Origin of the sequence: Qipengyuania polymorpha (assembly GCF_019711435.1) — a bacterium.
GTDB classification, from domain to species: Bacteria; Pseudomonadota; Alphaproteobacteria; order Sphingomonadales; family Sphingomonadaceae; genus Qipengyuania; species Qipengyuania polymorpha.
In genome coordinates this window covers 389,434-414,301 of record NZ_JAIGNK010000003.1, presented here as the reverse complement: position 1 = coordinate 414,301, position 24,868 = coordinate 389,434, and the positions used below count along the sequence as shown (strand labels likewise).

The 24,868-nt window shown below is 63.4% G+C and carries 32 protein-coding genes; 17 read left to right on the top strand and 15 right to left on the bottom strand.

Annotated features, from left to right (window positions below; genetic code table 11):
* Position 1 precedes the first annotated feature (1 nt).
* The 3 genes from rho to hemE all read right to left on the bottom strand — a co-directional run bounded on the left by rho (position 2) and on the right by hemE (position 2,928).
* The gene (rho, locus tag K3152_RS10835) at positions 2 to 1,267 is read right to left on the bottom strand and encodes a transcription termination factor Rho (RefSeq protein WP_040964460.1); all 1,266 of its coding nucleotides are present in this window, start codon (positions 1,265 to 1,267) and stop codon (positions 2 to 4) included.
* Between the two features lie 160 nt (positions 1,268 to 1,427).
* Positions 1,428 to 1,871 (bottom strand): CopD family protein, encoded by a 444-nt coding sequence (locus K3152_RS10830; RefSeq protein WP_221574118.1) that lies wholly within the window; start codon positions 1,869 to 1,871, stop codon positions 1,428 to 1,430.
* A 31-nt stretch (positions 1,872 to 1,902) separates the two neighbouring features.
* Entirely contained in the window at positions 1,903 to 2,928 is a 1,026-nt protein-coding gene (hemE, locus tag K3152_RS10825) for a uroporphyrinogen decarboxylase (protein WP_221574117.1), read from the bottom strand.
* Between the two features lie 373 nt (positions 2,929 to 3,301).
* Between hemE and K3152_RS10820 the strand changes: the two genes are divergently transcribed.
* From K3152_RS10820 to K3152_RS10785, 9 genes are all read left to right on the top strand, one after another.
* Complete coding sequence (locus K3152_RS10820; protein ID WP_247713350.1) at positions 3,302 to 4,093, top strand: pyruvate, water dikinase regulatory protein; 792 nt, start codon at positions 3,302 to 3,304, stop codon at positions 4,091 to 4,093.
* Positions 4,090 to 4,686 (top strand): Maf family protein, encoded by a 597-nt coding sequence (locus K3152_RS14165; protein ID WP_247713349.1) that lies wholly within the window; start codon positions 4,090 to 4,092, stop codon positions 4,684 to 4,686. The genes K3152_RS10820 and K3152_RS14165 overlap by 4 nt, the downstream gene beginning before the upstream one ends.
* Entirely contained in the window at positions 4,683 to 5,534 is an 852-nt protein-coding gene (gene aroE / locus K3152_RS10815; protein WP_345719800.1) for a shikimate dehydrogenase, read from the top strand. The genes K3152_RS14165 and aroE overlap by 4 nt, the downstream gene beginning before the upstream one ends.
* The gene (gene coaE, locus K3152_RS10810; protein WP_221574115.1) at positions 5,531 to 6,145 is read left to right on the top strand and encodes a dephospho-CoA kinase; all 615 of its coding nucleotides are present in this window, start codon (positions 5,531 to 5,533) and stop codon (positions 6,143 to 6,145) included. Before aroE ends, coaE begins: the two co-directional genes overlap by 4 nt.
* A gap of 30 nt (positions 6,146 to 6,175) precedes the next feature.
* Positions 6,176 to 6,865: a DNA polymerase III subunit epsilon gene (gene dnaQ, locus K3152_RS10805; RefSeq protein WP_221574114.1), complete on the top strand. Its 690-nt coding sequence runs from the start codon at positions 6,176 to 6,178 to the stop codon at positions 6,863 to 6,865.
* Positions 6,866 to 6,936: 71 nt separating this feature from the next.
* Entirely contained in the window at positions 6,937 to 7,509 is a 573-nt protein-coding gene (gene hpf / locus K3152_RS10800) for a ribosome hibernation-promoting factor, HPF/YfiA family (RefSeq protein WP_221574113.1), read from the top strand.
* Positions 7,510 to 7,533: 24 nt separating this feature from the next.
* Positions 7,534 to 7,992 carry a PaaI family thioesterase gene (locus K3152_RS10795; RefSeq protein WP_221574112.1) on the top strand — a complete coding sequence of 153 codons (459 nt, stop codon included), beginning with the start codon at positions 7,534 to 7,536 and terminating at the stop codon, positions 7,990 to 7,992.
* Positions 7,989 to 8,330: a DUF1491 family protein gene (locus tag K3152_RS10790; RefSeq protein ID WP_221574111.1), complete on the top strand. Its 342-nt coding sequence runs from the start codon at positions 7,989 to 7,991 to the stop codon at positions 8,328 to 8,330. The genes K3152_RS10795 and K3152_RS10790 overlap by 4 nt, the downstream gene beginning before the upstream one ends.
* Before the next feature lie 201 nt (positions 8,331 to 8,531).
* Positions 8,532 to 9,179: a cell wall hydrolase gene (locus tag K3152_RS10785; RefSeq protein ID WP_247713348.1), complete on the top strand. Its 648-nt coding sequence runs from the start codon at positions 8,532 to 8,534 to the stop codon at positions 9,177 to 9,179.
* A gap of 60 nt (positions 9,180 to 9,239) precedes the next feature.
* On the opposite strand, the gene xth is transcribed toward K3152_RS10785, so the two are convergent.
* From xth to K3152_RS10770, 3 genes are read right to left on the bottom strand one after another with little or no spacing between them, the layout of a single operon-like run.
* Entirely contained in the window at positions 9,240 to 10,025 is a 786-nt protein-coding gene (gene xth, locus K3152_RS10780; protein ID WP_221574110.1) for an exodeoxyribonuclease III, read from the bottom strand.
* Between the two features lie 38 nt (positions 10,026 to 10,063).
* Positions 10,064 to 10,393 carry an iron-sulfur cluster insertion protein ErpA gene (erpA, locus tag K3152_RS10775; RefSeq protein ID WP_040964471.1) on the bottom strand — a complete coding sequence of 110 codons (330 nt, stop codon included), beginning with the start codon at positions 10,391 to 10,393 and terminating at the stop codon, positions 10,064 to 10,066.
* A 31-nt stretch (positions 10,394 to 10,424) separates the two neighbouring features.
* Complete coding sequence (locus K3152_RS10770) at positions 10,425 to 10,856, bottom strand: CBS domain-containing protein (protein WP_221574109.1); 432 nt, start codon at positions 10,854 to 10,856, stop codon at positions 10,425 to 10,427.
* Between the two features lie 110 nt (positions 10,857 to 10,966).
* Between K3152_RS10770 and K3152_RS10765 the strand changes: the two genes are divergently transcribed.
* Positions 10,967 to 11,263, top strand: coding sequence for a hypothetical protein (locus K3152_RS10765; protein WP_221574108.1), 297 nt, complete (start codon positions 10,967 to 10,969; stop codon positions 11,261 to 11,263).
* Here the strand turns inward: K3152_RS10765 and K3152_RS10760 are convergent.
* From K3152_RS10760 to K3152_RS10740, 5 genes are read right to left on the bottom strand one after another with little or no spacing between them, the layout of a single operon-like run.
* Entirely contained in the window at positions 11,260 to 11,634 is a 375-nt protein-coding gene (locus K3152_RS10760) for a (2Fe-2S) ferredoxin domain-containing protein (protein WP_221574107.1), read from the bottom strand. The genes K3152_RS10765 and K3152_RS10760 overlap by 4 nt on opposite strands.
* Positions 11,627 to 13,735: an alpha/beta hydrolase family protein gene (locus K3152_RS10755; RefSeq protein WP_221574106.1), complete on the bottom strand. Its 2,109-nt coding sequence runs from the start codon at positions 13,733 to 13,735 to the stop codon at positions 11,627 to 11,629. Before K3152_RS10755 ends, K3152_RS10760 begins: the two co-directional genes overlap by 8 nt.
* Before the next feature lie 42 nt (positions 13,736 to 13,777).
* Entirely contained in the window at positions 13,778 to 14,278 is a 501-nt protein-coding gene (locus K3152_RS10750; RefSeq protein ID WP_221574105.1) for a DUF2497 domain-containing protein, read from the bottom strand.
* Between the two features lie 52 nt (positions 14,279 to 14,330).
* Positions 14,331 to 15,839, bottom strand: a complete 1,509-nt coding sequence (locus K3152_RS10745; protein ID WP_221574104.1) for a TolC family outer membrane protein — start codon at positions 15,837 to 15,839, stop codon at positions 14,331 to 14,333.
* 3 nt (positions 15,840 to 15,842) lie between these two features.
* Positions 15,843 to 16,439, bottom strand: a complete 597-nt coding sequence (locus tag K3152_RS10740; protein WP_221574103.1) for a protein-L-isoaspartate O-methyltransferase family protein — start codon at positions 16,437 to 16,439, stop codon at positions 15,843 to 15,845.
* 159 nt (positions 16,440 to 16,598) lie between these two features.
* Between K3152_RS10740 and K3152_RS10735 the strand changes: the two genes are divergently transcribed.
* The 3 genes from K3152_RS10735 to K3152_RS10725 all read left to right on the top strand — a co-directional run bounded on the left by K3152_RS10735 (position 16,599) and on the right by K3152_RS10725 (position 20,163).
* Positions 16,599 to 18,116, top strand: coding sequence for a fumarate hydratase (locus tag K3152_RS10735; RefSeq protein ID WP_221574392.1), 1,518 nt, complete (start codon positions 16,599 to 16,601; stop codon positions 18,114 to 18,116).
* A 99-nt stretch (positions 18,117 to 18,215) separates the two neighbouring features.
* Entirely contained in the window at positions 18,216 to 19,433 is a 1,218-nt protein-coding gene (locus K3152_RS10730) for a sensor histidine kinase (protein ID WP_221574102.1), read from the top strand.
* The gene (locus K3152_RS10725; RefSeq protein ID WP_221574101.1) at positions 19,426 to 20,163 is read left to right on the top strand and encodes a LytR/AlgR family response regulator transcription factor; all 738 of its coding nucleotides are present in this window, start codon (positions 19,426 to 19,428) and stop codon (positions 20,161 to 20,163) included. Before K3152_RS10730 ends, K3152_RS10725 begins: the two co-directional genes overlap by 8 nt.
* An 84-nt stretch (positions 20,164 to 20,247) precedes the next feature.
* Here K3152_RS10725 and K3152_RS10720 read toward each other — a convergent pair whose 3' ends face one another.
* Together K3152_RS10720 and K3152_RS10715 are read right to left on the bottom strand one after the other, a co-directional pair.
* A complete protein-coding gene (locus K3152_RS10720; RefSeq protein ID WP_221574100.1) occupies positions 20,248 to 20,553 on the bottom strand; it encodes a UrcA family protein in 306 nt (101 codons plus the stop codon).
* A 297-nt stretch (positions 20,554 to 20,850) separates the two neighbouring features.
* The gene (locus tag K3152_RS10715) at positions 20,851 to 21,177 is read right to left on the bottom strand and encodes a UrcA family protein (RefSeq protein WP_221574099.1); all 327 of its coding nucleotides are present in this window, start codon (positions 21,175 to 21,177) and stop codon (positions 20,851 to 20,853) included.
* Between the two features lie 176 nt (positions 21,178 to 21,353).
* On the opposite strand from K3152_RS10715, the gene K3152_RS10710 reads away from it, so the two are divergent.
* The 4 genes from K3152_RS10710 to K3152_RS10695 all read left to right on the top strand — a co-directional run bounded on the left by K3152_RS10710 (position 21,354) and on the right by K3152_RS10695 (position 23,681).
* Complete coding sequence (locus K3152_RS10710; RefSeq protein WP_247713347.1) at positions 21,354 to 21,656, top strand: hypothetical protein; 303 nt, start codon at positions 21,354 to 21,356, stop codon at positions 21,654 to 21,656.
* A gap of 53 nt (positions 21,657 to 21,709) precedes the next feature.
* Positions 21,710 to 22,567 carry a diacylglycerol/lipid kinase family protein gene (locus tag K3152_RS10705; protein ID WP_221574098.1) on the top strand — a complete coding sequence of 286 codons (858 nt, stop codon included), beginning with the start codon at positions 21,710 to 21,712 and terminating at the stop codon, positions 22,565 to 22,567.
* Positions 22,557 to 23,417, top strand: coding sequence for a metallophosphoesterase family protein (locus K3152_RS10700; protein WP_221574097.1), 861 nt, complete (start codon positions 22,557 to 22,559; stop codon positions 23,415 to 23,417). The genes K3152_RS10705 and K3152_RS10700 overlap by 11 nt, the downstream gene beginning before the upstream one ends.
* Before the next feature lie 66 nt (positions 23,418 to 23,483).
* On the top strand, positions 23,484 to 23,681 hold the full coding sequence (locus tag K3152_RS10695; protein WP_040964484.1) for a hypothetical protein: 198 nt from the start codon (positions 23,484 to 23,486) through the stop codon (positions 23,679 to 23,681).
* Between the two features lie 79 nt (positions 23,682 to 23,760).
* Here the strand turns inward: K3152_RS10695 and rpsI are convergent, their stop codons facing one another.
* Both rpsI and rplM read right to left on the bottom strand, forming a co-directional pair.
* Positions 23,761 to 24,285, bottom strand: a complete 525-nt coding sequence (rpsI, locus tag K3152_RS10690; RefSeq protein WP_221574096.1) for a 30S ribosomal protein S9 — start codon at positions 24,283 to 24,285, stop codon at positions 23,761 to 23,763.
* A complete protein-coding gene (rplM, locus tag K3152_RS10685; protein ID WP_221574095.1) occupies positions 24,285 to 24,764 on the bottom strand; it encodes a 50S ribosomal protein L13 in 480 nt (159 codons plus the stop codon). Before rplM ends, rpsI begins: the two co-directional genes overlap by 1 nt.
* Positions 24,765 to 24,868 lie beyond the last annotated feature (104 nt).

The window sequence follows — 24,868 nt, the reverse complement described above, 5'->3', positions numbered from 1 at the left end:
CTTACTGGTTCATATTGGCGAAGAAGTCTTCGTTGGTCTTGGAATCCTTCATCTTGTCGAGGAGGAACTCCATCGCGTCGACTGTGCCCATCTGCATGAGGATACGGCGCAGGACCCACATCTTCGACAGCTGGCCCTGGTCAACCAGCAGCTCTTCCTTGCGGGTGCCGGACTTGCCGACGTCCAGAGCCGGGAAGATGCGCTTGTCGGCGACCTTGCGGTCAAGGACGATTTCGCTGTTACCCGTGCCCTTGAACTCTTCGAAGATCACCTCGTCCATGCGGCTGCCGGTGTCGATCAGCGCGGTCGCGATAATCGAGAGCGAGCCGCCTTCCTCGATGTTACGTGCGGCACCGAAGAAGCGCTTCGGGCGCTGCAGCGCGTTGGCATCGACACCGCCGGTCAGCACCTTGCCCGAGCTGGGCACGACGGTGTTGTAGGCGCGGCCGAGACGGGTGATCGAGTCGAGCAGGATGACGACATCCTTCTTGTGCTCGACGAGACGCTTGGCCTTTTCGATCACCATCTCGGCGACCTGCACGTGGCGATTGGCCGGTTCGTCGAAGGTCGAGGAAATGACCTCGCCATTGACCGAACGCTGCATGTCGGTGACTTCTTCCGGACGCTCGTCGACGAGCAGGACAAGCAGGAAGACTTCGGGGTGGTTATCGGTGATCGCCTTGGCGATGTTTTGCAGCAGCACGGTCTTACCGGTGCGCGGCGGCGCGACGATCAGCGCGCGCTGGCCCTTGCCCTGCGGTGAGATGATATCGATGACGCGCGCCGACTTGTCCTTCACCGTCGGGTCGACATTGTCGAGCGTCAGCTTCTCTTCGGGATAAAGCGGCGTGAGGTTGTCGAAATTGGTCCGCGTGCGGACGTTTGCCGGGTCCTCGTAGTTGACCGAGGTCAGGCCGGTCAGCGCAAAATAGCGCTCGCCTTCCTGCGGGGCGCGGATCTGGCCTTCTACGGTATCGCCGGTGCGCAGGCCCCATTTGCGGATCTGGTTGGGCGAGACGTAGATATCGTCGGGGCCGGCGAGATAGTTTGCCTCGGGGCTGCGCAGGAAGCCGAAGCCGTCCTGCAGCACCTCAATGGTGCCAATGCCCATGATTTCTTCATTGTACTCTTCATCATCCGCGAGCTCGCGAAGGATGCAGAACATGAGATCCTGGCGGCGCATGGTGCCGGCCGCCTCGACACCCAGTTCCTCGGCCATTGCCACGAGGTCTGCGGGTGCTTTTGCTTTCAAGTCTTTGAGATGCATTATGTTTCTCAGGGATAGAGTGGGAATGGCCGGCAGGTCGGTATGGGCTTGGAGAAAGCGGACCTGGCCCCGTCAGATGCGCGGGGCCTCTAGCCGGTAGGTGGGGTGCAAATAAATTCGCGCGGCGTCCGCGTCAATTCACAAAGCGACAGGCGGAGTGTCAGAACGGCCTGACCACAACCATGATGACGATGAGCGCGAGCAATATGCCGGGAATCTCGCCGAACATGCGCAGCTGTTTCTCGCTGAGCGGACGTTCCCCCGCCGCCATCTTCTTCGACTGGGCGACCATAAGCCCGTGGAAGCCGCTCAGAAGCACGACAAGCAACAATTTGGCGTGCAGCCACCCCTCACCCCACACTTGCAGCGTTTGGGCCAGCAGCAGGCCTAAAATCCACACCACGATGATGCTTGGGGTGAGGATGACCTTGCGCAGCAGCCCCATGCGCTTGGTCCAAAGCGCGGATTCTTCCGATTCCGGCGCCGCGGGGTGAAGGTAAATCATCTGCCGCGGGAGCATGAAGAGCCCCGCCAGCCAGAAGACCATGAAGATGATGTGGCCGGCCTTCAGCCAGAGGTAGGTCATGACAAGCACATCCTGCATGCGCGCAACTTAGGAGGCCGCGCGCAGATTTTCACCCCTGCCATCCGCGCACGGCGGCAATCAGCCGCTCGACATGCGCAATCGGCGTGCGCCGGTCGATGCCATGGCCGAGATTGAAGACATGCGGACGGCCCGCAAAGGCTTCGAGGATGGCGGCGACACGCTTTTCAAGCTCGTCCGAGCCTGCGAGCAGCAGCAACGGGTCGAGATTGCCCTGCACCGGCATGCCATCGGGCAATTCGCGTGCGACCCAGCGCGGGTCCAGCGTCTCGTCCACCCCGACAGCCTTCACGCCCGTCTCGCGCGCATAGGCTGGAAGCTTCTCGCCCGAACCCTTGGGAAAACCGATGACCGGGGTATCGGGATGCATTTCGGCCAATGCAGCGATGATCCGCGCATTGGGAGCAATGACCCACTTCTCGAACTCGTCCGGTGCAAGGCTGCCCGCCCAACTATCGAACAACTGCACTGCTTCGGCGCCGGCCTGAATCTGGCCGGAGAGGTAGGTAATGGTCTGCTCGACAATCGCATCGATAATCGCCTGCAGCGCGGCCGGGTCGCGATAGGCAAGCGCCCTCGCCTCGTGCTGGTCGCGACTGCCTTCGCCTGCGACCATGTAGGTCGCCACGGTCCAGGGACTTCCCGCAAAGCCCAGCATGGTCACACCTTCGGGCAGGCGCTTGCGGCACAGGCGCACGGTTTCGTAAATCGGCTCGTAGCACTCGGGTGCGGGAGCGAGCGATTCAAGCGTGGCATCGACAAGCCGCGGCGAGAGCTTGGGCCCCTCGCCCGCCAGGAATTCGAGCTTCTGGCCCAGCGCGTGCGGGACAATCAGGATATCCGAAAACAGGATCGCCCCGTCGAAGCCGAAACGGTCGATCGGCTGCAAGGTCACCTCGCAGGCTGCCTCGCTGTCATAGGCGAGTTCGAGGAATCCGCCCTTGCTCGCGCGCAGCTCGCGATATTCGGGAAGGTACCGACCTGCCTGGCGCATGAGCCAGAGAGGGACCTTGGCGCTTGGCGCGCCGTTCAGCGTGTCGAGAAGGAGACCGGGCATTCAGGAGTCCAATAATACCTAGTTATTTAAAGGATTGATGGAGTCTGTTGGCCCTGTGGATATCGGGCACAAGTGGCCCCTGCCCGAAAAGTTGGCGCGATGGAAGCATTTCGGGTCATTTGCGACTCGTGGATTCAGTTGAGTCGAGTCAAACTTGTCCCCACTGTTCCCAGCCGCTGTAAAACTCAGGCCTTGCTGTGCGGGAATCACCCCCGAAGCTGACTCGTAACGGGGAGGGAATTCATCACCGAACTTGTCGCCAGACCTGTCCCGTGGTTTATCCCGAAGCTGTCCACAAGCCCGAGACGAGGCCCTCATCCCCGATCGTATCCACCTCCATTTGCTCTCCGACAGCACCGGCGAAACACTGGAAATGCTTGCCAAAGCAGCGCTCGCGCAGTTCGACGATGCCCATGTCGTGCGCCATTTCTGGCCCATGGTCAGGAGCAAGCAGCACCTTGACCGCATCGTCCCCGAACTCAAGGCTAACCCGGGTCTTGTCCTCTTCACACTGGTGAATGCCGAGGCACGTGCGCGGCTGGAAGAGGTGTGCGCGCAGAACGGCCTGCCGGCCGTGCCCATCCTCGACCGCGTGACCGAGGCGCTGGAAAAGGCTTTGGGGCAGGAAGCGCATGGTCGCCCCGGTCGCCAGCACCAGATGGACAAGGCCTATTTCGAGCGTGTCGAGGCCATCCAGTTCACCATCGCGCATGACGACGGGATCGGCTGGGAAAACTGGGAGGAGGCCGATATCCTGCTCGCGGGCGTCTCGCGCAGTTCGAAAACGCCGACCAGCATCTACCTCGCCAACCGCGGCTACAAGGTCGCCAATATCCCGCTGGTGGTGGAAAGCCCGCCGCCGCCCAACCTTTACCAGCTGAGAAACCCGATGGTCGTCGGCCTCACCACAGCGCCCGAGCGGCTGGTGCAAATCCGCCGCAACCGCCTGCTGACGCTGAACGAAAAAGCGCAGACCGCTTATGTCGACAACGAACGCGTGAAAAGCGAGGTGGCCTTCGCCCGCCGCATGTTCGCCGACAATGGCTGGCCGGTCATCGACGTGACCCGCCGCTCGATCGAGGAGACGGCCGCGGCGATCATTCGCCTCTACCAGGAGCGGCAGTCGAAAGAGGGCGGCGATTTCGAGGGAGTGAAGGCGATATGAGTGCATTGTCGGGCAGCGGCATCGTGCTCGCGTCCAATTCCGCCTCGCGCAAGGCGATGCTGGAGGCCGCGGGCGTGGCCTTCGAAGCGCGCGGCGCGGATGTCGACGAGCGCGCGCTCGAGGCTGAAATGGACGGGGCCGAGCCCGCCGAAGTCGCGCAGGCGCTGGCGGCGGCGAAGGCTGCGGCGGTTTCGGACAGCCGCGTTGTGCTCGGCAGCGACTCGCTGGTCGAGGTCGACGGGCGGCGTTTCGACAAGCCCGCGAACCGCGAACAGGCGGCCGAACATTTGCGCTTCTTCTCGGGCAAGGTGATGACGCTCCACAGCGCGGCGGCGCTGGCGCGGGACAGGCAGATTGTGTGGGTCGGCTCGGATTTCGCCCGCCTCAGGGTGCGCGAATTGAGCGAGGAATTTATCGAAACCTATCTCGACGCGGAATGGCCCGAAGTCTCCTATTGCGTCGGTGTCTTTCGCATCGAAGGGCCGGGCGTGCAATTGTTCGAGAGCATTATGGGCGACCAGTTCACCGTGCTCGGCATGCCGCTCTTGCAGGTGCTGGATGCCCTGCGCGAGGAAGGCGTGCTCGCCTCGTGACGATTTACGCGGAAGTTATCGGCGATCCGATTGCGCAGTCGAAATCGCCTGCCATTCATACCTTCTGGCTCGAGAAGCTCGGGCTCGATGCCGAATACCGCGCGCATCATGTGACCACCGACGGGCTGGCGGAATATATCGCCGCGCGCCGCGAGGACACGGAGTGGCGCGGGTGCAATGTCACCATGCCGCACAAGCAGGCCGTCCTTGCCTTGGTCGACCGGCTGGAGCCGCTGGCGAAGCGCGTCGGCGCGGTGAACACCATCCACCGTGCGAAAGACGGCAAGCTCGTCGGGCGCAACACCGACGTCGCGGGTTTCCTCGAACCTCTGCAGCAGCGGCTTCGCAAGCAGCACTATTTCCGCATGGCGCGCGTGCTCGGCACGGGCGGCGCAGCGCGGGCGATTGTCGCAGGGCTGAGCGCAGAAGGTTTCACCCTCGTGCTCGCTGGCCGCGATCCGGAAAAAGCACGCGAGCTGCTCGATGAACTCGCCGAGGGCGAACACCACACTGCCCCCCTCGCCCACTTCGCGAAAGCCACCGATTTCGCCTTCGACGACCGCGAGGGCTGCTGCGACCTTGTCGTCAACGCCAGCCCGCTAGGCATGCGCGGACAGCCTCCGCTCGCCTTCGACTGGAGCCATGCCCCGCCCGGCTCCATTGCTTATGACATTGTCACCGACCCGGTGGAGACCGACTTCCTGAAATCGGCGCGCGAGGCGGGCTTCGAGACCATCGACGGCCTTTCCATGCTCATCGGGCAGGCCGCTGCGGCCTTCACCCACTTCTTCGGCGAAGAGCCACCGCGCGGACATGATGACGAATTGCGCGCGAGGCTCATGGCATGACAAAACCGCTCATCATCGGGCTCACCGGCTCCATCGGCATGGGCAAATCGACCGTCGCGGCGATGTTCGAGGCAGCGAGCGTGCCGGTCTTCGATGCCGATGCCGAGGTCCGCGCAATGCAGGGAGCGGACGGCGAGCTGGTCACGGCCATTGAGGCGGAATTTCCGGGCAGCACCGACGAAACCGGGGTTTTGCGCGACAAGCTCGGCAAGCAGGTCTTCGGCGACAAGGAGGCGCTCGCGCGGCTCGAAGCCATCGTCCATCCCGCCGTGGCAGCGAAACGCGAGGCCTTCCTGCTCGAACATTTCGGCGCGCCCTTCGTCGTGTTCGATATCCCGTTATTGTTTGAGAAAGGCGGCCATGCGGCAGTCGACCGCGTCGTGGTCGTCTCCGCCCCGGCAGAGGTCCAGCGCCGGCGGGTGCTCGCCCGGCCCGACATGACGCCCGAGAAATTCGCCCATATCCTCTCGCTGCAGACGCCCGATGCCGAAAAGCGCGAACGGGCCGACCACATCATCGATACCGGCCAGTCGCTTGCCGAAACCGAGGACGAGGTGCTCTCCCTCATAGCATCCCTGCGCGAGGAAATAGGGAATCCAACCCCCTTGTAATCTGCCGCATTGAGTCCGATAGATTACGCAATGCGCGAGATTGTTTTCGACACCGAAACCACCGGCCTCGACCCCAAGACGGGGGACCGGATGGTCGAAATCGGCTGTGTGGAAATGGTCAACCTCGTGCCCACCGGCGCGACATTTCACGCCTATTACAATCCCGAACGCGACATGCCCGCAGGCGCGGAGGCCGTGCATGGTCTTTCCGCCGCCTTCCTGTCGGACAAGCCGCTGTTCCGCGATACCTTCCAGGAATTGCTCGACTTTATCGGCGATGCGCCGCTCATCGCGCACAACGCCGGCTTCGACTTTGGCTTTCTCAATGCCGAGCTGACGCTGTGCGGCAGCGAGCCCGTCTGCATGACCCGCATGGTCGACACGGTGCAAATCGCCAAGAAACGCCATCCGGGCGCGAAACTCTCGCTCGACGCGCTGTGTACACGCTATGGAATCGACCGCAGCCACCGTGTGAAGCACGGCGCGCTGCTCGATGCCGAATTGCTGGCGCAGGTCTATGTCGAACTGAAGGGCGGGCGCCAGATCGGGCTCGAACTGGCAGCCGAGGCGGCCGCTGCCGAAGCCCCGAAGGAGCTCGTCGCCGTGCGCAAGGCACCAGAGGGTCCCCGGCGCGAGGCAAGGCCGCATTCGCCCACGCCGGACGAGCTCGCACGGCACAGGGAATTCATGGCCGGGATAGAAAACCCTCTCTGGGGGTAGATGTCCCGCGCACATCATCCGGCAGACGGGGCTGGCCATGTTTAGGGCGCGATTGTAAGGAGAGATACTTCATGGATATCCGTGTTTCTGGCCATCAGATCGACACCGGCGCAGCCTTGCAGACCCATGTCGAAGACCGAATGCAGGGCATCGTCGAAAAGTATTTCAACCGCGCCATCTCCAGCCACGTCACCTTCGGCAAGGCGGCTGGCGGGGCTTATTCCTCCGACATCGTCGCCCATGTGATGCAGGGCCTCATCCTCAAGGGGCATGCCGAGGCGCATGACGTGCACCAGGCCTTCGATGCGGCGGCGGCGAAAATCGAAAAGCAGCTTCGCCGTTACAAGCGCCGCATCAAGGACCGCCACGAACAGGCCGACCACGCGATGCGCGAACAGGAAGCGGCCTACACCATCTTCGCCGCGCCCGAACCCGATACCGAGGAGGAGGTCGATCACGACAGCCCCCCGGTGATTGCCGAAACCAGCGCGCTCATCCCCGAATGTTCTGTCGCCGATGCGGTGATGCTGCTCGACCTGCAGAACGCCAATGCGCTGTTTTTCAAGAACGGGGCTACCGAAGCGCATAATATGGTCTATCGCCGCGCCGATGGTTCGATCGGCTGGGTCGAACCGCGCGGTTAGGCAAAGGACGGACGGATTTCAGCGATGAACGGGGCGGCAAGCAGCGGAGCCGAGACGCACTGGCGCGCATTGGAAAGCCTTTATGCCTCCGCCCCGGTCAATGCGATGTTCGATTCCGCGCTGGAAGTGACCGGTGAGGGGCGCTCGCGCATTACCTTCGAAGTGACCGAGAGCGCCTATCATGCGGCGGGCGCTGCGCATGGCACGATCTATTTCAAGATGCTCGACGATGCCGCTTTTTATGCGGCGAACACGTTGGTGACCGACCGCTTCCTGCTCACCACCAGCTTCAACCTCCATTTCACCAAGCCCGTGCGCGAGGGGAAAGTGGTCGCCGAGGGACGCTGGGTGAGCGGCCGCCGCCGGGTCTTCGTTGCAGAATCGCGGCTGGTCGATGCCGAGGGCGATGAGATCGGCCGCGGAACCGGCACCTTCATGAAATCGCGCATCCCCCTCTCCAGCCTCGATGGGTATTCCGCATGAGCGAGGAGGGGCGGCTGCCTGCCCACCTTGAAGTCGGAGGATTGTTGAAGCTGGTTCAGGGCCTCGGCGGCTTCGGAATGGTACTCCAAAAGGGTGAATACGATGCCGGGAGCATCGTGATATTAACCACTCATAGTGGCAATAATACCCGGTTTTGGGAGCGCATGCCGCAACTCGACGGCTCCCGCCGCTACACCTGCACCCGCGAGCAAGATGTTGAAAATCCGCAGGAATTTGACGAATATGTGGCGCGGCGGCAACGTCAAGACCCCGACTGCTGGTTCGTCGAACTCGACGGTCCCGATGTGGAACGGCTGATAGATTCATCCTCGCGTTAACTTGACGCGGTTTCAAATGTGACTATTTGCAGCCCCAGCTTCGATGCGCAGGCGGTCCGATTGGCAATGGGGTCGATGGACTAGCACGCAGACGGGGAGCAAGCGGCAGGCCCGCTAAAGGAACCAAGTTCTACCAGACGCCAGTAACGCGCACCGGTTCCCAGCCTGCGACAGCTACTCACCGCCCAATAAGCGGAAAACATGCGAAAGTCTCTGATTGGTATCGCGGCAGGCGCCGCGACTATGATTGCAAGCTTTGCCGGTGCGGAAGAAACCGGCGCAGAGGTGGCCCAGGCCGCCGCCCAGACACAAGAACTGACTACCACTGAAGACGCACCGCTCACCACCGAGGTGATGCCCGTCTTCGTCAGCGAAGAAGTGGTCCAGGAGCTTCCCGAGGAAGCCAACCCAGAAATTCCAGCCCCCGAGGCCAATAGCCTGCGCGAACTCGTCGCGGCCATGCCTGCTGCGGGTGAGCTTTCCGACGAGATGCGCTGCCTTGCAGGCGCCGTCTATTTCGAATCGCGCGGCGAGCCGCTGTCGGGCCAGCTGGCCGTGGCGCAGGTCGTCATCAACCGCTCGGAATCGAGCCGTTTCCCCGAAAGCTATTGCGGCGTGGTTTACCAGCGCGCGCAGTTCAGCTTCGTGCGTGGCGGCACCATGCCGCGCATCAAGACCGGCACCGACGCATGGAAGCGCGCGACCGCAATTGCCCGCATCGCCCATCAGGGCCTGTGGGACAGCGAGGCGCAGGATTCGCTTTATTTCCACGCAACCTACGTAAAGCCGGGCTGGGCGCGCAAGAAAACGCGCCGCGCGGCGATCAAGACACACATCTTCTACCGCTGATACCGGCTGGATGGAGTTCGGGAGGGCGTCGCGTCGTGCGGCGCCCTCTTTCGTTGTGGGTCAGTCGCGGATTTCGACCCAGACGGGCGTGTGGTCGGAAGACTTCTCGCGCCCGCGATATTCCTTGTCCACACCAGCCGCAGTCATCCGGTCGGCCAGCTCGGGCGAGAGCAGGAGGTGGTCGATGCGGAAGCCACGGTCGCGTTGCCATGCACCGGCCTGGTAATCCCAATAGGTCCACACGCCGCCGCGAGGGTTTAGCGTGTCGATGGCGTCGGTCCATCCGTCCGCCAGCATGCGCTTGTAGGCATCGCGGCTTTCGGGCTGCATCAGCGCATCGCTCGCCATGGCCTTGGGTGACCAGACATCCTTGTCTTCGGGAATGACGTTGAAATCGCCGAGCACAACGGCGGGCACTTCCTCGGCCCAGATGTCGTGCATGCGCGCGCGCAGCTTTTCCATCCACGCCAGCTTGTAGTCGAACTTGGGCCCGGGATGCGGGTTGCCGTTGGGCAGGTAGAGGTTGCAGATGCGCAGGCCCTTCACCTCGGCTTCGAGATAGCGTGCCTGCTCGCCCTCGCCGTCCCTGGGGCCGTCGATACCCAGTCCGCGCTGGATTTCCTTCGGTTTCTCACCGTCGGCAAGGATGGCGACGCCGTTGAAGCTCTTCTGGCCGTGCCAGATGGCGTGATAGCCGATTTTCTCGAATTCCTCCGCGGGAAAGCCCTCGTCCATCGTCTTGATTTCCTGCAGGCAGGCGACGGTGGGCCGGGTTTCCTCGAGCCATTCCAGGAGACGCGGCAAGCGCGCCTTGATGCCGTTGATGTTGAAGGTTGCAATACGCATGGAAGGACCCATGCCCCAAGCAGCCGCCCGGGTCTAACTTAAATCCCGAAACTCGAGCCGCAGCCGCATCCAGCGGCCGCATTGGGATTCTCGACGCGGAATGCCGCACCGCCCAAAGATTCGACGAAATCGACCACGCTTCCTGCCACGAGGTCGAGGCTGACCGGGTCGACCACCAGCTTCACGCCATCGGTATCGCTCACCGAATCGTCACCCTCGGCGCTTTCGGCGAGGTCGAATTTGTATTGAAAGCCGGAACAGCCCCCGCCCTCCACCGACAGGCGCAGGATGGCGGGTTTCGCCTGTTTCTCGGCGATGGCGGCAACGCGCTTGGCGGCTGCCTCGGTCAGGGTGAGCATTTCGGCCATGGTGGCGATGTAGGGAGCGCGGGCGCGCGGCTCAAGCGTGGGCGATGTAATCGCGCATCGCATCGGCCTCGTGCTGCACCTCGTCCATGCGCGATTTGACGAGGTCCCCGATCGAGATGAAGCCGCACATCGCGCCGCCTTCGACGACGGGCAGGTGACGGATACGACGCTTCGTCATCAGCGCGAGTGCCTGGTTGGCCGAGGTCGTCCGGTCGACGGTAATCGCGGGAGAAGTCATAACCTCGCCAAGCGGCCGATCGAGGCACGACTGGCCCTCTTCCGCCAGCCGATAGATGACGTCGCGTTCGGAGAAGATACCGGCTACCTGGCCGCCCGCCATCACCGGGAGGGCGCCGATGCGTTTCGAGGCCAGCAAGCCGACCGCCTCGCGCACGGGCTGGTCGACATTGACCGAGATAATATCCGAACTGGCGCGGCCTTCTATGAGCTTGCCGATCTGCATGCTGCCTCCTCTTCGCAAGACAGGAAGAATGCCATTTTTCCCGTGAAATGGCGAATCCGTTGTGTGGCGCGGTGTTGAAAGCCGCCGCGCACAGGCGCATGAGGGCGCCAATGGTCAGCAAATCCCCCCTCGACGACCCCGAAGCCGCTGCCTTCGCCTGGGCCCGCTTCCGTCGCATCATGCGTTTCATGTTCCTGCTCACGGTGGGGATCGTGGCGATTGCGATGGCACTTCTGTGGAAGTTCGAGGAGGTTTCGGTCCACTTCTACATCGCGACCGCGCTGGGTATCGGTTTCACCATGCTGCTGGCGAGCGCGCTGATGGGGCTGATGTTCCTCTCGTCAGGCACGGGGCATGACGATGCGGTCGACAACAAATTGCCCGACAATTCGGTGGACGAGGACTAGGCGTCCTCCATCCCGCGCAGACGGTATTCCTCGACCGGCACGCCGCCGATGAGGTGGCGCTGGATGATGGCTTCGAGCACTTCCTCGTCGCAGGAATGGTACCAGACGTTCTCCGGCCAGACGACGGCGATCGGGCCATGCGCGCAGATCTGCAGGCAGTCGGCCTTGGTCCGCTGCACCGTGCCGCCACGCCCGACAAGCTTCAATTCCTTGAGCCGCTTCTTGAGGTAGTTCCACGCAGCCTTTCCGTCCTCGCGTGAGCAGCATTTCTGCTTTTCGCTAACCGCGCAGAGGAAAATCTGCCGTTCCACCTCCTCGCCGCCAATCTTGGCGAGGGCTTTTTGCGCCTTTTCGAGGCCCTTCTTACTCATCCGGCTTCAGCCAGCGGTCGAGCCAGGTGAAGACCGTGTTGTGCCACTGCAGCGAGTTCTTCGCACCGAGCACCCAGTGGTTCTCCTCGGGAAAGACGAGCAACTGCGCAGGCACGCCCTGTTCCTGCAACGCGGTGAAGCTGGCGAGGCCCTGCGTATAGGGCACGCGGAAGTCCTTCTCGCCCGCAATCACGAGCATAGGAGTCTTCCAGTTCTCGACGTAATTCACCGGGTTCCAGCGCTCGTAGCTGTCCGGGTTCTCGGCATAGCTGCCGCCGAAGTCCCACTTGGGAAACCACAGTTCCTCGGTGGTGTAGTAGAAGCTGCGCATGTCGAAGAGGCCGTCGTGCTGGACGAGGCAATCGAAGCGGTCGGGCCAGTTTCCGGCGATCCAGTTCATCATGTAGCCGCCGTAGCTCGCCCCCATGGCGCAGGCGCGGCTGCCGTCGATCTGCTCGTCACGCTCGAGCGCGGCGGCGAGGCCCAGCTTCAGGTCTTCGAGCGGCTTGCCGCCCCAGTCGCCATTGATGCTGTCGGTGAAGGCCTGCCCGTAGCCGGTCGAACCGTGGAAATCGACCGAGATGACCGCATAGCCCTGGCTGGCAACGACGCGCGGGTTCCAGCGGCTTGACCAGCCGTCGTTGAAGGAACCCTGCGGCCCGCCGTGGACGTAGAGGATGGCGGGCATCTGGCCCTCGTGGCCTTCGAGCTTGGTAATCTGGCCCCAGACCGTGTCGCCATTGGCGCCGGCAAAGCTGAAGCGCTCGACCACGACGGGGGCGAACTTGCCGATGGTGGGGGTCGCGACCTGTGTCAGCGGCTCGGCCATTTCCCAGTTCTTCGAGAGGAAGAGTTCGCTCGGCGCGCCGATGGAATCGCGGGTGAAGAGCACATCGCCGCTCGCCAGCGGGGTGATATTGCCGAGATGCGCTTCGTTGCCCGCCATCAGGTCGAGGCGCTCGACTTCGCCGCTGCGCGGGTCGATGCGGAAGGCGGGCGTGTCGAGCACGTCCTGCGCCGTGCCGACCAGCCAGCGCGAATCGGGGGTCCAGGCGAGGCTGCCGAAGCTCCGGTCGAAATCCTGCGTCAGAGCGGTGGTGACGCCGCTTTTGAGGTCGCGCAGCATGACCACCTGGCGGTCCGCCTCGTAGCCCGGCCGCGCCATCGCGACATAGGCGAGGTACTGTCCGTCGGGCGAAGGCGTCGGCAGCATGTCGAGCGCTTCGTTGGCTTGCGTTAGATTGACCGGCGCACCTCCCGACAAATCGCTCCACCAGATGTCGAAATTGACATTGTGCGGCTCGTTTCCGTCCGCTTCGCGCGCCGCGAAGTAGAGGCCCGAGCCGTCAGGCGCCCAGGCGATGTCCTCGCCCCCGCCAAAGGGTGCGCTCGGCGTGTCACCGCTCGGCCCGCCTGCGCCCAGCGGGCCATCGACCGCGATTCCCTTGCCGGTGGCGCGTCCGTTCTCGAGCGGGAAGGCGAACACCCGGCTGTAGGTGCCGGGAGTTTCCCAGCTGTCCCAGTGGCGGAAGAAGCCGTCCTCGGAATTGAACAGGCGGCCATCGCCCGGACCCGGCGCATAGGCCTTCGCGCTATCGTCGCAGTCGATTTCGAGACAGCTGCGCGCAATATCGGTCCAGATGGCGATTTTCGTGCCATCGCGCGGTACGTGATAGCCGTTTACGCCGCGCGCAATGTAGGTGACCTGCGATTTTCCGCTGATCGAGCCATTCGCGCCGACCTTGGCGCGCCAGACCTGCGAGGCGTCGCTGCCTTCGCCCGGCGCAATGAAATAGAGCCAGCCGTCGCCGCCGAAGCTGGTCGAGGAACCCTTGAGGTCGAGCGCGACAGGCTTTGCGTCCGTGTCGGCGAGCGAGCGGACATAAAGCTGGCCCGAGCGCGCGTAGGTTTCGCTGTCGGTGGTGGTCACCGAATAGACCGCCATCGTCCCGTCGGGCGAGACCGTCGGGCTGCCCAGCCGCGGCATGGTGACGAGGTCTTCCGCCTGCATCGGCGCACGCGCCTCTTCGGCGGCGAGCGGGGTGGCAAGGAGCGCGAAGGCGCTGGCGAGCGGGGCGGCGACCCGGATGCGTGCTGTCATGGCTGCGCGGTGTAGCGCGGCATGCTGGGCTTGATAAGAGTTTTAGCGCTTCTTGCCCGCAATACGCGCGATTTCGGCCTTCACCAGTTCCTCGACCATGCCCGGCAGGTTTTCGTCGAGCCATTTGGCGAGCATCGGGCGCAGCATCTCGCGTACCATGCCTTCAAGCGAGGTTTCGCCCTGACGCACGATTTGCGGCTGCTTGCCAGGCTTGGCGAGCATGGTCAGCGCGGCGAAGTTCTGCTGCATCGCACTGCGGGTGGCATCGGCGATGAGGCCCTCTTCCTCGATTTCGTCTTCGCCCGGCTCTTCTCCGAAAGCGGCATCGAGGCTGGCATCGTCTTCGAGGATGAGTTCTTCGCCCAGCCCTGCGCCCAGTTCGAGCACGTCTTCGGCTTCGTCGGCATCGGCAGGTTCGGCACCGCCGGCAATCAGTCCGCGGCGGCGCTGCGTGGCCTGCGTGCGCACTTCGCTGTCGCGCGCGATAACCTTCTTGATGGAGTCGAGGATCTCTTCGACCGAGGGTTCGCCGTGGTGTTGCATGCCGTTTACGCCCTGCCTGTTGCCCAATCCCGAATCGGGACTGCGACCAGTGCTACGGCGTAACGGTCTGTTCTTCAATCGCCGGAATGCTCGCGTCCTGTGCAGGGACGTCGACCGTGCGCGAGGTGCTGGCCTCGGGTGCCGGGTCGCGGTCCCAGTCCCAGATGCTGCCGCTCACGCGCTCGTAATTGTCGATAGGGTCGTAGAGCACGCCTTCGCCCGCAAGACCAAGGTCGCGTGCCTCGGCGCGGCCCATGGCGGCAAGCAGCGAGAAACCCGCGACATAGGCATTGCGGCGAGCGGTCACGAGCTGGACGCGCGATTGCAGCAATTCCTGCTCTGCATTCAGCACGTCGAGAATGGTGCGATTGCCGATGGAATTCTCCGCCCGAACGCCTTCGAGGCTGAGTTCGGCGGCCGATACGGCGGTCTGCGAGCTTTCGATGATGGCAAGGCTCGCCTGCCAGCTCGAATAGGCCGAGCGGACCTGCGCAATGACGTCGCGCTCTGCCGCAATCACCTGCTCGAGCGCTGCCGTGGCGCGGGCAGTCGCCTGCCGCTGAAGGGCTGCTGGGCGGCCGCCCTGGAAAAGGGGGACTCGCAAAGATACGCCGGCCGAGGCGGCAGTGGCAGACTGGTCGCTCGGGACGACGGGACTGGTTGGGTCCGACGGATCGAGAGGGCCGTCGGCTATCGAGCCGAGGTAATTGTCGTAGTCATATCCCGCGAAGACCGAGACCCGGGGGAGGCGGCTGGAGCCTGCAACCTCGATATCGTAACCGGCTGCAGAAGCGCGTTCGCGAGCGGCGATGAGGTCGGGATTGTTTTCCAGCGCAACATCGACAGCTTCTGCGGCGCTGTCGGGCAGGCCCGGAAGCGGCGGTGGCGGCTGGAGGTTGGTCGGCGCCTCGCCGACAAGCGCGATATAATCCTCGCGCGCGGCAATGAGATTGGCCTCGGCGCTGCGCAAATCGCCCTCTGCCAGCGCAAGCCGCGCCTGCGACTGGGCAACATCGGTGCGGGTAAGGTCGCCGATTTCGAAACGGTCGCTGGTCGCCTGCGCGTTCACGCCGAGCACATCGACCTGGTTGGTGGAAAGCGAGACCAGCGCTTGGCCGCGCAGCACGTCCATATAGGCCGCAACGACCTGCGTGAAAATGGCGCTTTCCGTGCCGCGCAGGTCTGCACGGCCCGCCTCGACGCGTTCCTTGGCGGCGGCGACCGAGTTCTTCACCGCGCCGCCAGAATAAATCGGTACGCCGAGGTCGACACCTGCGGTCAGCGCGCGCTGCGGCGTGAAGAAGCTGGTCGAGCGCTGCTTGATGAACTCGGTGACGGCCGCCGTGCCTTCGACCGAAGGAAGGCCCGAGGCGCGCTCGATTTGCACGTTCTCGTCGGTCGCGCGCTGGCCTGCACGCGCGGCTTCGAGGATGGGATTGTTGTAATAGGCATCGGTCAGCGCTTCCTGCAGCGTGTCCGCATGCGCCGGAGCGGCAGCCAGGCCCAGGCCGAGCGCGCTGCCCGACAATGCCAGTATTCGAACGACCCCGCTCTTACCCATCAATCAGAAGCTCCAGCTCTCCGGCTTGTCGAATGCGCCCATGCGCGGCACGCCCATTTCGGCGAGCGGCAGGAGGGCAAGCGCCTTGCCCGACTTGCGGCCCGTGGCGAGACGGGTGACGCCGCGCTCTACCAGGCCGGTGACGATGCGGCCGCCCTCGGCGACCAGCTTGGCCATATTGGCCGGCACATGTTCGATCGCGCCGTCGACCAGCACGAGCGTATAGTCGCCTTTCTTGGCCTGAAGTGCATCGCTCGGGGAAATCGTCTTCACCGACGCAACCAGCGGCTCGACCAGTGCGGTCAAGTATCCGCTGCCGCCATCAACCACGAGCACCTTGTCTTCGGCAGCCGGACGCGCTTCGGCCAGCATCGCGCCGTGGAACAGCGGTGCCGGCAGCGAGCCGCCATCGGCGAGGCGGATGGCGCGGTCCATATAGGCCGTGCCCTTAGACGCTTCCGGCACGAAATCCTCGCGCGCGACAGCGCCCATGCGTTCGAGCACGAAAGGCTCGTTCACGCCGCTGGTGCGCAACTGGCTGTCGATCATCGCCTTGCGGGCGGCAGCGTAATCGGGGCGGGTCTGGGTCGTGGTGGTCATAAGTATCCGGTGCTGTATTACATCGATAACACGGCTTTGCAAGCTGTCAGTTCACTTAGGCGCAAGACCCGTTGCTTCCAAGCGCTTTGACCGATGGCGGCAAACACGCCTATCGGGGAGCGCAAATCTGCAACATGGGAATAAGCAGCGATGAGCGACATGGTGGTCATCAAGGAAGAAGACCTTATCGAGAGCGTGAAGGACGCGCTCCAGTATATCTCTTACTACCATCCGATGGATTACATCCGCGCGCTGGGCGAGGCTTACGAGGCCGAGCAAGGTCTGGCAGCAAAGGATGCCATCGCGCAAATCCTCACCAACAGCCGCATGTGCGCAGAGGGGCATCGCCCGATTTGCCAGGACACCGGCATCGTCAATGTCTTCGTGAAGTGGGGCATGAACTGCCGCCTCGACACCGCGCGCTCCTTGCAGGAAGTGGTCGATGAGGGTGTGCGGCAGGCCTATAACCACCCCGACAACAAGCTGCGCGCCTCGATTCTCGCCGACCCCGCCTTCACCCGCCGCAACACGCGCGACAACACGCCTTGCGTGCTCTCGGTCGAGATGGTGCCGGGCAATACGATCGATGTCGATGTAGCGGCCAAGGGCGGCGGCAGCGAGAACAAGTCCAAGTTCAAGATGATGAACCCGAGCGACAATATCGTCGACTGGGTAGTCGAGCAGCTACCCAGCATGGGCGCAGGCTGGTGCCCGCCGGGCATGCTCGGCATCGGCATCGGCGGCACGGCCGAACATTGCATGAAGCTTGCCAAGCTTTCGCTGATGGACCCGATCGACATGGGCCAGCTGAAGCAGCGCGGCGCGCAGAGCGACATCGAACAGCTGCGCATCGACATCTTCGATGCGGTCAACGCGCAGGGTATCGGCGCGCAGGGGCTGGGCGGCCTTTCGACCGTGCTCGATGTGAAAATCCTCGACGCGCCCTGCCATGCGGCGGGCAAGCCGGTGGCGATGATTCCCAACTGCGCCGCGACGCGCCACGCGCATTTCACGCTCGACGGATCGGGGCCTTCCTATCTCGAAGCGCCCAATATCGACGATTATCCCGCGGTGACGTGGAAACCCGATGCGGCGGCGAAGAAGGTCGACCTCGACAATCTCACGCCCGAAGAAGTGGCGAGCTGGGAGCATGGCGACCGCCTGCTGCTTTCTGGCAAGATGCTCACCGGACGCGATGCGGCGCACAAGCGTATCCACGACATGCTCGAAAAGGGCGAGGAACTGCCGGTCGAGTTCAAGGGGCGCGCCATCTATTATGTCGGACCGGTCGACCCGGTAATGGGCGAAGTCGTCGGCCCGGCTGGCCCGACCACCGCCACGCGCATGGACAAGTTCACCGAAATGATGCTCGACCTCGGCCTGCTCGCCATGATCGGCAAGGCCGAGCGCGGGCATGACGCTGTGGAAGTCATCAGCCGTTTCAAGGTCGCTTACCTGATGGCGACGGGCGGGGCCGCCTATCTCGTCAGCCGCGCCATCAAGGGCGCCGAAGTGGTTGCATTCGAGGACCTCGGCATGGAGGCCATCTACGAGTTCGAGGTCCAGGACATGCCGGTCACCGTCGCGGTCGATGCGGCGGGCAACAATGTCCACACGCTGGCGCCCGCCAAATGGCGCGAGAAGATTGCCAGGGGCGAAGTCGAACCTGCCGAATAACATCTCCGCTCGACCAACAGCCCAGCGCCGTCGATGGCGGCGCTGGCTTTTGCGCGGCCAACGCTCCACATAGAACCTGTTTTGGACAGTGAACCCCAGATGAATGCAACCGTGCCGCGCGTGCCGGCCAAGGTGGTGCTTTTTTCCATCCTCGGCCTGTGGGTGGCCTATTTCCTGCTGATTACCGCCCGCGGTGCCGTGGTCGGCCTCGAAATGCAGGACGAACTGCTATGGCGTCGCCTGCTCGTCTGCGTTGCAGGCGCAGGCGTGACCGTCCTCCTGTGGCTGTTCCTGCGCCTGTTCGATCATCGCAGCCTCGCGCTGAAAGTCGGCATTGCCATCATCGCTGCCGTACCCGCCTCGCTCGCTATCGCGCAAATCAACACCATGGTCTTCGCGCCGATCGAGGACCAGGTTCGCCAGAAAATCGGCGAGCAGCGCGGTCTCAACATCCGCCGCGACGAATCGGGCAATCTCCTGCTCGACATCCCGGGACAGATGACCGCCGACGGGGTGCAGGAAGGCGGCGCTGCCGCCCAGACCCCGCCCGCTTCGATCGTCATCGAACCCGCCCCTACGCTGGCGGATTACTGGCGGCGGCTGACCGATCTGGCGCTGAGCCGCTATTTCCTCCTGCTGGCCTGGGCGGCGCTTTATCTCGCCATCGTCGCCGGTGCCCGCGCCCGGGCGGCCGAGCGACAGGGAGAGCGTTTCCGCAGCGCTGCAAAGGCCGCGGAGCTGCGAAGCCTGCGCTACCAGGTGAACCCGCATTTCCTGTTCAACACGCTCAATTCGCTCTCCGCGCTGGTGATGACCGGCAAGGAAGACCGCGCAGAGCAGATGATCCAGTCGATCTCGCGCTTCTACCGCCATTCGCTGGCCGAGGATTCGACCGGCGACGTCAGCCTCGAAGACGAGATCGACTTGCAGGAGCACTATCTCGAAATCGAGGCGGTGCGCTTCCCCGAACGGCTCAAGGTCCGCGTCGACCTGCCGCAGGAACTCGCCCAGCTGAAAGTGCCGGGCATGATCCTCCAGCCGCTGGTCGAGAATTCGGTCAAATACGGCGTCTCGGCGAGCAACCGCCCGGTAACGATCTCGATTGTCGCGCGCGAGGAATATGGCCGGCTGGTGCTGCGCGTCAGTGACGACGGCCCCGGCCTGCCCAGCGGCCATTCGGGCGGCTTCGGCATTGGTCTCGCCAATGTCCGCGACCGCATGGAGGCACGCTTCGGCAACGAAGCCACGATTACCTCGGGCCAGTCGCTCGAGGGATATGAAACCGAACTCAGGCTACCGATGGTGAAACATGGCTGAGGATACTGGCGACAAGCTGCGCACCCTGATTGTCGACGACGAACCGCTCGCGGTCGAACGCATGCAGGTGATCTGCTGCAAGATGGACGCGCTTCACGTGGTAGGCACCGCGAGCGACGGTGCGCAGGCCCTGCGGCTCATCGAAGCGCTCGAACCCGATCTGATCCTGCTCGACATGACCATGCCCGAGGTGGACGGCCTCTCGGTCGCCAAGACATTGGCCAAGCAGGAAACCAGCCCGGCGGTCGTCTTCGTCACCGCGCATGACAATTACGCGGTCGAGGCGTTCGACCTCGATGCAGTCGACTATGTCCTCAAGCCGGTGAAGCCCGAACGGCTCGAACGCGCCATCCAGCGCGCGCTCGCCCGCCGCGGCGAGGGCGGGGGCGAGACGAGCAAATGGCTCGAGGAGCTCTGGATACCGCATCGCAGCGAGCTCATCCGTATCGACACCGAGGAAGTCTCACGCATCGATGCCGAACGCGATTACGTCCGCCTCCATGTCGAAGACCGTAGCTATCTTCTGCTACAAACCATCGCGGGCCTCGAAAAACGGCTCGACCCGGCCAAGTTCATCCGCATTCACCGCTCGACCATCCTGCGCAAGGACCGCATCAAGGGCCTGCGCCACGATGGGCTGGGTGTCTGGTCTGCGGAAATGGAAGATGGCGAAGCGCTGCGCATCGGGCGCACCTACCTGCCCAAGGTGAAGGCGATGGCTGGTCGCTAACGCTCTTCTCGCTTTTCGATCGCCAAAGAAAAACCCTGACCGCGCACACCGCGGCCAGGGTTTCTCGCTAGTTTAGTTGGTGACTTAGCCGCCCTTCGCCTGTTTCCCGGTAAGGGTTGCGAACTGCTGGTTGGCCTTGGCGACCAGTTCGTCGACGCACTTGCTCGCCTTGCGCGAAGGGATGCGACTGCCGGTCGTGACCTTGCCGTATCCGCATGCCTTGCGCGCGGCCTGCTCGATACGCCGGTCGAGGATTTCGATCCCCTCTGCCGTCTGCAGGTTGAGGTCCGCATATTCCACTTCGAAGCGCACCTGTTGGGCGCTCGCGGGAACAGCCGCTACGGTCAGCAGGCCGAGGGCGGTAGCGGAAGCTGCAATAAGAAATTTCATGTTCAATCTCCTCGAGTTCGCCGGGCCTTGGTCGGGGTTGGGGGATCTTACGGGCCCGGCTCACGTACTGTATTGCCCAGCTACAACTGTAATTGCACGCCGGTTTCGACGAGGGATCGGCTCATTTGACGGAAGGGGGAGACAGCACGACGAAGCGCGATGGCGGCTCTGCGAACGACGGGGGCTGTCGTGGATTTCTGGCAGTCTGTCGGTGAACGTCACGTCTTCATTGGACAAAAAAATACCCCGGCCGGGGGACTGCAGTCCGGCCGGGGTATCAGGGCAGGCTAAGGGTCGTCAGCCGCCTTTTCCGTGGCTCTCCATCACCGCATCATAGGTGGCCAGCGCGTTGGCGCGCGCTTCGCGATAGCAGGTGCGGGCCTCGCTATCCTTGGCCCGGGTGCCGGTGCGGATTTCTTGGTAGCCGCAAGCGATCTTGGCCGCCTTGTCGAGGCGGTTCTTGAGCTTGCGCTGGTCGCTGCGCTTGTCGAGGTCGAGGTCGTCATAGGTGACGACGAGGTCGCGCGAATAGTTTGCATCGGCGGCAGCGTCGGCCTTGTCCTGCGCAACGGCCGGGGTGGCGGCGGCAAGGGCGAAAGCGGCTGTAAGGACGAGGTTTTTCATGTCGAAACTCCCTGTGCTTGGGCGGGCGTCTGGGCGGGGCCGGAACGAGTCTGGGGAACTGGGGTCAGCCCCGCCACGGCCATGTGAATGCGCCTGGCGAGTGCGATTTGCACTCGGCCATCGACGAGCGATTCCGCGATTTTGACCGAATGCTGAATTCTGCCGACGAAAGGCGATTGGCAATCTGCGAACGGCTTTCCTATCTTGGAGGAATGCTGGTCATCGTCCTGTTCTTGCTCGGAATCGGCAATTTCGCCGTCCACAAGGCAGTGCTCGAAAGCGGACACCCGATGCTCGATGCACTGCCTGCGTTCTACAAGTCTGGCGGTGGCCGCGTATCGCTCGGGTTCGAGTTCGTCCTCTTGCTGGTGGCCATGTTGCTCGCCGCGAACGGATTTCCCGGCATGGGGGTTGCTTATGGCATCTACAGCCTTTTCAATTTCGGCACGGCCTGGCTGGTGCTGACCGGACGCATCTGACCGCCTTCGGCTCCACTTCGGGAACCGCCGCGAAAACCGCGCGCTTCTCCTCCATGGCTGATGATAACCCTATCTGGCTCCTCACGAATTCACGGTCGGGCAGCAATAGCGAGCGCGCCATCGCGGCGCTCGAAACCCATTGCCGCGACAGGGGCTTCTCCATCGCCCGCAAGATAGGCTTCCCCGACGACGACCTGCCGACGGCGGAGGAACTCGATGCCGCCGGCATTGGCCGTCTCGCCATCTTCACCGGAGACGGCACGCTCAATGCAGCCATCACGCAGCTGCGCGGCTGGGGCGGGCAGATTGCCGTGCTGCCGGGCGGCACGATGAACCTGCTGAGCAAGCGGCTTCACGGCCCTGATGCCGCTTTGGAAACGATTATCGAACGAATTGCCAGCGGCGCGACGCGAGCGGTGCGCCCGCTGATGGCGCGCTGCGAAAAGGGGGACGCGCTCGCAGGCCTGCTCGCCGGACCCGGCACAAGCTGGGCCAGCGTGCGCGAGGCGATGCGCGATTTCGATATCCCCGCCATGGCCGAGGGTACCAGCGATGCGCTCGCAGAGACCACCGGCGGCTCGATGGTGCGTGTCTGCGGACCGCGCCTCGGCAAGGACGAGGGCTACCCGCTCATCGAATTCACCCCGAGCCATCGCGGTATGCAGCTCGATGCCTTCCATGCCGAGGGCGCGGGCGAACTGCTGCAGCAAAGCTGGGCCCTCTTGCGTCGAAACTTCCGCGAGGGTCCGCACACACGGCTCGGCCTGGTCGACGAGGTCACGCTGGAAACCTGCGACGGAGCACCGCTGGAAGTCCTGATCGATGGCGAACCGGCTACTTTGCCGCCGAAAGCCACATTCACGGTGGCCCCATGCGAAGTCGATCTGCTAGCGACCCATCATGGCTTCTGAAATCCGGCGCATTTTCCACCTCTCCGACATCCACTTCGGTCTCGAGAACAATCGCGCGCTCGACTGGGTGAAGCAGGAAATCGAGGAGCGCAAACCCGACGCAGTCGCGATTACCGGCGACCTCACCATGCGCGCGCGGCAGCGGGAATTCGATGCGGCGACGCATTGGATCAACTCGCTTACCGCGCCGGTGACGGTCGAGGTGGGCAATCACGACATGCCCTATTTCAATCCCATCGAGCGCTTCTTCAATCCCTACAAGCGGTTTCGCGGGATGGCGGAGAAGGTCGAGAAGGAACTGGACCTCGGCAATCTCGCTATCGTGCCGCTGAAGACAGCCGTTCGCGCGCAGCCGCGGCTCAATTGGTCGAAGGGCTGGGTAACCGATGCCGCGCTGGAAAAATGCCTCGCGGCCATCGATGCCCTGCCTGAAGGCACCCGCGCGCTGGTGGCAGTCCATCATCCTTTGCGCGAAGTGGGGACGCAAGGCACGGCGCTCACCAAGAACGGCGACAAGGCCCTGCGCGAACTCGCCCGTCGCCCGGTCCAGGCGGTGTTGTCGGGTCATGTCCACGATGCCTTCGACATCATGGAAGAGACCGTCGATGGCACGGTGCGGATGATTGGAGCAGGCACCTTGTCCAAGCGCACCCGCTCGACCCCGCCCAGCTTCAACGAGATCGAATGGGACGGCGAAAGCCTGACCGTCTGCGTGCGCAATCTCGAAGATGTCGAGACGACCGACATGCAGATCGACGACGTGCCCGAGAACGCGCTTCCGCCGCGAGAGCCGGGCGACCCGGTCGCGCCGGTCAGGCAGGTCCCGCGCGTCGACCCTCCGGTGCATTAACTTTAGGCATATGCCGAATCTCAACCACTCTTGCTGAAATTCCCCCGCGGACGCGAGGGAACGGTAATGGAACTGGTAAAAGCCATCCCGCTGGGCGGGATACTATCCTATGTATTCTCGGTGCTGATTGGCAGCCAGGGGCGCCAGGGCGGCCACCTCAACATCTTCCATGTCGATATCTACCAGTACGAACTCTGGTGGAGCTGGCCGCTGTTCTTCGCAGGCACCTTCCTTGCTTGGGGCATCATGGCGCTCCAGCGGTGAGCAATCCAAGACAGGCATAGAAAAAGGGCGGCCTGCGAAGGCCGCCCTTTTCTTGTCCGGTGTTCCGGCCCGAGGCGAATTAACGCTTCGAGAACTGGAAGCTACGACGTGCCTTGGCGCGGCCGTACTTCTTACGCTCGACCACGCGGCTGTCGCGGGTGAGGAAGCCGGCGGCCTTGACCGTGCTGCGCAGGGCCGGCTCGTACTTGGCGAGTGCCTGGGCGATGCCGTGCTTCACAGCACCGGCCTGGCCCGACAGACCACCACCCTTGACGGTGGCGATAACGTCGTACTGTTCCTGGCGCTCGGTGATGGCGAAAGGCTGGTCGATCACGAGGCGAAGGGTCGGACGTGCGAAGTAAACTTCCTGGTCCTTGCCGTTGACGGTGATCTTGCCGCTGCCGGGGACGAGCCAGACGCGTGCGGTAGCGTCCTTGCGGCGACCGGTGGCGTAGGCGCGGCCCTGTGCGTCGAGTTCCTGCTCGCGCAGGGGAACGTCGGCCTTTGCGGCGATATCTGCCGAATCGCCCTGCGGCGCGTCGGAAGCGATGTCCTTCAGATCGGCGAGATCCGAGACGGTGTCGTTCTTGGTTTCGTCAGCCATTATGCAACAGCCTTGTTCTTGCGGTTCATCGAAGCGACGTCGAGCGTCTTGGGCTTCTGGCCCTCATGCGGATGCTCGGTGCCGTTGTAGAGGTGGAGTGCACGCATCTGCGCACGGCCCAGCGGACCACGCGGGATCATGCGCTGCACGGCCTTTTCGAGGACGCGCTCGGGGAAACGGCCGCCGAGAACCTTGTTCGGCGTGGTTTCCTTGATGCCGCCCGGGTGGCCGGTGTGCTTGTAATAAATCTTGTCGTCCATCTTCTTGCCGGTGAACTTCACCTTGTCGGCATTGATGACGATGACGTGGTCGCCGCAATCGACATGCGGGGTGTAGCTCGGCTTGTGCTTGCCGCGCAGGTGATTGGCGATGATGACGGCGAGGCGACCGACGACGAGATTCTCGGCGTCGATGATGTGCCAGTCCTTTTCGACCTCTGCCGGCTTGGCCGACTGGGTCACTTTCGTGAGAGCCTTCATGGCTTGCGTATCCGTTTGCTCGAGTTATCGCGGCCAGCTTCTCGGCCGCTAAACGATTGCGCGGCCCCACGCATGGAGCCGCTAAGCGCGCGCCAAATGGCGTT